Source organism: Puniceicoccus vermicola (assembly GCF_014230055.1).
Taxonomy (GTDB): Bacteria; Verrucomicrobiota; Verrucomicrobiia; order Opitutales; family Puniceicoccaceae; genus Puniceicoccus; species Puniceicoccus vermicola.
Window position 1 is genome coordinate 1 of the sequence record NZ_JACHVA010000109.1, and the last position, 5,362, is coordinate 5,362.

The 5,362-nt window shown below is 59.4% G+C and carries 5 protein-coding genes; 2 read left to right on the forward strand and 3 right to left on the reverse strand.

Annotated elements, in window-relative coordinates; translation table 11 throughout:
- Positions 1-127: 127 nt before the first annotated feature.
- Positions 128-3,139 carry a CHC2 zinc finger domain-containing protein gene (locus H5P30_RS14335; protein ID WP_185693616.1) on the reverse strand — a complete coding sequence of 1,004 codons (3,012 nt, stop codon included), beginning with the start codon at positions 3,137-3,139 and terminating at the stop codon, positions 128-130.
- A complete protein-coding gene (locus H5P30_RS14340; RefSeq protein WP_185691325.1) occupies positions 3,132-3,419 on the reverse strand; it encodes a hypothetical protein in 288 nt (95 codons plus the stop codon). The genes H5P30_RS14335 and H5P30_RS14340 overlap by 8 nt, the downstream gene beginning before the upstream one ends.
- A 170-nt stretch (positions 3,420-3,589) precedes the next feature.
- Between H5P30_RS14340 and H5P30_RS14345 the strand changes: the two genes are divergently transcribed.
- Together H5P30_RS14345 and H5P30_RS14350 are read left to right on the forward strand one after the other, a co-directional pair.
- Entirely contained in the window at positions 3,590-3,988 is a 399-nt protein-coding gene (locus H5P30_RS14345) for a helix-turn-helix domain-containing protein (RefSeq protein WP_185691324.1), read from the forward strand.
- Between the two features lie 6 nt (positions 3,989-3,994).
- Positions 3,995-4,747 carry a hypothetical protein gene (locus H5P30_RS14350; protein ID WP_185691323.1) on the forward strand — a complete coding sequence of 251 codons (753 nt, stop codon included), beginning with the start codon at positions 3,995-3,997 and terminating at the stop codon, positions 4,745-4,747.
- Positions 4,748-5,072: 325 nt separating this feature from the next.
- On the opposite strand, the gene H5P30_RS21895 is transcribed toward H5P30_RS14350, so the two are convergent.
- Positions 5,073-5,362: hypothetical protein (locus H5P30_RS21895; protein WP_221774373.1), on the reverse strand; the 290-nt coding region annotated here is incomplete at its 5' end.

Consider the following 5,362-nt stretch of genomic DNA (forward strand, 5'->3'; position numbering starts at 1 on the left):
ACGAAAAAGGATCGTCGTCGCCCTCCGGGCGAAGCGGGGCCGACAGGCCCCCTTTGCGGCGGCCACGCATCCCGGCCACGCTCGCTATGCCTTTTCTTCCGCCCACGCCTATTCTCCTTCGCTATCGCTACGGCGTGACATGCGTTACGACGCCTTGCGGTTTTCGCCCTCTTGTGCGTTTTGGGGCGGGCTGGTGGTAATTCAGCCCGGAAGGCCCTTTCCCGTTGGGCTGGGAGCCGTTTCGCCCTATGCTCGAACCCTGCTCGTTGGATGCTCGTTGGGGGCTCGAACCATTTCTTTCTATACTCGAACCTCCGCTTTCAATGCTCGAAGTTTTCGTCGTAGTCATGTCCAACAAGCCGCACATTTGCGGCCGTCCGTCGTCCTCGCCGTTGAACAGCAGTTCGTAAACGAAGCTCTGGCCGCGTCCGCCGTAGTGCGGGAGGATGTATTCCATGTCCTGGAGCTTCGTCAGGTGCGTGCGGACCTGGAACTCCGTCCAGCCGGTAAACCGGCGCACGTCCCGGCGGCTAAACAGACACACATCAGGGGTCAACTCCTCCTCCCGGCAACGCCCATCGAGCATTTCACGAAGGAGGATCAGCAAGCGCCGGGTCTGCGGCGGCAGCTCGTCCAGCGAGCGGCCCAACACTTCGTGCGCGATCCGGTTAGCCGCCTCGATGTCGGAGGTCTCCACTTCGATGTATTGGAGTCCGTCGCGCTCCTTCAGCGGCCTTTGATGCTGGTGCAGCAATGCGATGGTCCGGATCAGGGTTAAGTATTTCACGTGGTCGCGCCGCGTGCGCGTGCGGTCGGAGAGGAAGGTCAGCTTTTTTGCAAACGGGTTGACCACCGGAAGCGGCTTAAGCAGCCGCTGGGCGTTGCGGTGAACCGCAAGGATGCGCTCCCGCTCCACCTTGCGCTTCAAGCCTTCGAAGGTTTCGGCTTCGCGCTGCAGGTCGTGGATGGCCTTCGTCTGCTCCCTGGATTCGTCGACTGTGAGAACGAGGCAGCGGTTCAATAGCTCTTCGTCGATGTCCACCGCCGTGGTCGTCAGGAAGATCATCACCGGGCCTTCGACGTGGTATTCTTCCGTCTTCATGCGGCCCTGATCGTCCTTGCCCGTGCTCGCGATGGTCAGTTCCCCCTCGCTCTGCAGGAGCTTGAGGGCGTAGGAGGCCTTCTCCGCGCCCTCCTCCTCGACGATGGCGAGGATCTTGTTCTTCAGGTTCGTCTCCCCGAGGTAGTAAAGGCTCTGGCCAGTCATCGCCGAGTATTTGACGCGCTCTTCCTCCGGGATGAAGGCGAGGATCGATTCCATCAGGGTCGACTTCCCCGCCGCGCTCGTGCTCTGCACGATCACGGCCAACGGACGGTCCAGCTTGCGCGAGACGCAGGCCAAGTACCCGGTCAGCTTGTTCGTGGACTCCCCCACGATCCCGCACGATTCAAAATCGGACAGGATCCGCTCCAGCAGGTCCGGGCATTTGAGGAGTTCGAGAGCTTCCGCTTGCTCCTCTTCGCTCATTTCCGGATGGGAGGGCTGCGACTCCGTCGCCGCCCGGATGCGCTCCTCCTGCACCTGCTCGAGAGCGAGCAGCAGCTTGCCGAGGTCGCGCTTGATCAGGTCCGGTTCGAGGGTCGTCTCGCTCGCTGCCGCCCGGACAAAGGCTTCCCGGTCCTTCGAGCGGTAGAAGTCCAGGGTGTCCAAGTGAAAAAGTTCCCCGTGAACGAGGCGCAAGTTCACCTTAAGCACTTCGAGTGAGCCGTTCTTTTGAAGGCCCCGCACACGATACGCACGAGGCCCAAGTTCGAGAACGTAGTCCTCCCCGACAGCCTTCAAGCACGGGGAATCCGAAGCCTTTTTTTCTTTAGTGGCATCATTCTGCCCCTCAGCCTCGGCAGCTAACTTAGTCCCGACGGGAGTCGGGATTTCGTCACCCGCCAAGGCGGGTTCCTCAGCAGCTAACTTAGCAGCTAAAAGAATAGAAGAAGAAGGCACGCGCGTAGTCTGATCTTTGATACCGGAAGATTTCCGGCCACGGCCCAACCACTCGGCTCCGGAGAGAACCGTCTTCAGGGAGATTTCGGCCGGTTTTACTTTGGTGGCGTATTCGTTCGCGTCGTGACCAGCGGGGAACTTCACCCCGAAGCATTCGATCCCGATGGATTGGAGCCGGGGAGCGTCCCGCTCCGCGGCGCGGTCCCCGGCCTTGTCCCGGTCGTAGGCCAGATAAATCCTTTGCGTCTTGTGTTGCCGGAAGGCTTCGAGATGTTCGTCCGTAAAGCCTTCGGTTCCCCAGATGCAAGTCGCGTTGCAGAAGCCGTTCGCCCAAAAGGTCAGCGCGTCGATCACCGATTCGGTCAAGATGATCTCGGGAGATTTCAGGCAGTCCGGGTTCCAGATCCCCGCATGAGGACCGGGCAAGTAAAGGTGGTAGATCCCACTCTTTTGACTGCCGACTTTGCGCCCGTAGATCTCACGGACATTTCCATCGGGGTCGATCACGGGGAAGACCAGCGATCCGTTAAAATGCTCGTGACCGCTCTCGCGGTAAATCCCCAGCCGCTGCAAGCGGGTGCGGATTTCCGCTCCGTCCTTGCGGTTCTTGTGCGGCAAGGTCAGCCCGAGCGTCCGGTCGGCGTAGCCGATCCGGAAGGTTGCCAGGGCTTCTTCCTCCCAGAGGCCGCGCTTCTTCAAGTAGTCCACCGCAGCCTTATTCTCCTTTAGCCGCCCCGCGTAGTAAGCGAGCACCTGCCCGAAGAGCGTCTGGTCGTCCGCGTCGAACTCGATCGGAGGCGGAAGCTTCGGAACGGTGGACTTCCTCACCGGACCCGCGCTCCGGTAGAGCGAGGGGTTCTTCGTCCGCAAAAGCTCCACCGCCTCCCGGAAGGAGACCCCGTCGTATTTCATGACGAAGTCGATCACGCTCCCGCCCTGCCCGCTGCTCATGCAGTGCCACAGGTTCTTGCCCGGGGTCACGATGAAGCTCGGCGTCTTCTCCTCCGTGAACGGCGAGAGGCCCGCAAGGTCCTTCGAGCCATGCTTCTTCAGCTCGATTCCCTTGGACCGGACCAAGGCCGCGAGGTCCACGGAGGATTTCAGGGAGTCCAGTTCGGTCTCGGGGATCCTACCCATCTTCCCGCCTCCACTCTTTCAAGGTTTCCACCGGTGGATAATGGCTCTCCAGCCAGTCCGTCACCCGACTCGCCTCCCAACTGCCCGGACGATTCCAAGCCTCGGCCAGATCGTGGGCCAACTCTCCGAGCGTCTCTTCGAGCTTTTGCAAGCAACGCTCCCGCGCCAACGCCCGGGCAGGCTCCAGATTCAGGGGGTGGATTTCTACCACCAGTTTCACCGGAGAGGGCTTCCGTCCGGTCGTTTCAGCTTGCCCTTCCGGGCCGTTTTCTTCTTTCATGTCTTTGTATTCATTTACTGATTGAAGGTCAGCGGCTTATGTTTTCCCGACTCAGCTGCTGGCCTTTTTTCGTATTTGGCAGTCAAGGCAAAACTATCAAAAATTTAAGCATTCTTAACTTGCATAATTTTTTGATAGTTCACATTGGCATAGACATGCAAGCGATTTCCGTGAAAAAGACCATTTTGACGAATCGTCCGTATAATCGGCCCATGGCAAGCGGACGAACCACCACCAAGGAAGCCCCTTTCTTCGGTCAACGACTCTCCCATTTTCGCAAGCAACGCGGCATGACCCAGCAGGAACTCGCCGATGCGCTGGAGATTTCCAGGAGCCTCGTGCACCACTACGAACGCAGTTGCCCGAACCCAACCAGTGATTTCGTGCTCAAGGTTTCAAAGGTTCTCGATGTTTCCCTCGACGAACTCTTCGATCTCAAACCCGAGAAGATCAAAAGCGGCCCACCGCCAAGAGTGAAAAAACTCACACAGCGGCTGGTCGGACTTCCGAAGGCTAAGCAGGGCGTCGTTCTCGAGATGCTCGAAAGCTACCTCGACAAGGCCTCCTGAGCACCAATGGAGCCGGACGATGACACGATTCGGCTCATCGCCGAATGCATGCGCGAGGACGGTGACCGGAAAAAAGAAGAAGCTTACCAAGCCATGCGCAAAGCATGGCTTGAACGTCGTGATGGGAACCCCAGCCTCCAACCCGGTTTCAAGGTCGATACCGATCTTCAGCCTCTTCGATGGCTCGAAGATGGCCGGGATCTGATCCAAAGTGCCAAAGGCACGATTTCGGTTCAGTTGTCCAGCGGCCTTTCCAGACCACCCTTGAACACCTATCTTCCCTATCCGGTTTTCCAGATGGGCGCGGAGATATTTCTCAAGGGCATGTGGCTTTGCCAGTTCGAAGAGTGCCGGAACCTCCGGGATCACGATTGGATGACTTCCGAGAAGCGGAAAGACTACCGAGAGAAACTAAAGGACATCGGACACGATCTAATCGGGCTAACCGCAAGGGTTCGGCAAATCGGACCGTTCGGCGAAAGCGTTCCGATTGGCGAGTTTCTCACGATTCTCGATGCCGTTGTTCGCGAGCACTACTTTCCATTATACGAAGCCGCACGCAAGGGCTCCAACTGGGCTTATGCCCGCTACCCAAAACGGTTCTACAACGACTCGCTGGAGATCGCTTCGGCAAACTCCTTGCTACGGTTTCCCGACCAAAGCCTTTTGCGTCGTGCTTTCGACGACGCATTTGACGAGATCGAACGCATTTGGAACATCCGCGCCAACTTGGCCGCCAGGAGCCGTTCCGAAAGATGATTTTCTCTTTAGCCGCTTTCCAGCGGGCCGGGGAGGCGGCCCAAGATTGGGTGCCAGGCGCGAAGCGCGGGGCATGGCTCCTTCCCCATCCTTCCGGCTTCGCCGGGTAATCCTCAAGCGTCGTAGATGGCCCGCTTGCCGGGCCGTGGGCGTCGCGTCCTGCGTCGGAGTGGCATTTCCCCGCGCGGCGAAGCAAAGCGAGCAACGCGCGGGGCAACCGCGCCACGGGTGGCGGGGGGAAGCTCCCAGAGCAAAGCGAAGCGTGCGATTTTGGGGGCGCGTGGCGGGGAGCGACTAAGGAAAGATTCCTCTTGTCGGAGATATTTCAATACGGAGGCAAGCCTCCCGGATTGCCGTTGCCGCCGGGCGCGGGGCCGTTCCAAACTTTGGAGCATCGGAATCCGATGCGGAGGGAAGCTTTTGGCAAAGCGACGAAGGAGCGCGCAGAGGCCGAAGGACTCGGAGGGAACATTCCCGCGACACCGGGGAGTTTCCGAACCAATACAACGTGAGCCCGCACCCGCCCCGGCTCCCCCACCCCGACCGCGCCGCCTATCCTGGCCGACCTGTCTCGGCGTAGTCCAAAAGGGGCGAAGACGGAAGACTCGCACAAGA

What these genes read in the sequence shown, in the direction of transcription:
- H5P30_RS14335 (WP_185693616.1), bottom strand. Translation starts at nt 3,139, where the DNA reads ATGGGTAGGATCCCCGAGACCGAACTGGACTCCCTGAAATCCTCCGTG.
- H5P30_RS14340 (WP_185691325.1), bottom strand. Translation starts at nt 3,419, where the DNA reads ATGAAAGAAGAAAACGGCCCGGAAGGGCAAGCTGAAACGACCGGACGG.
- H5P30_RS14350 (WP_185691323.1), top strand. Translation starts at nt 3,995, where the DNA reads ATGGAGCCGGACGATGACACGATTCGGCTCATCGCCGAATGCATGCGC.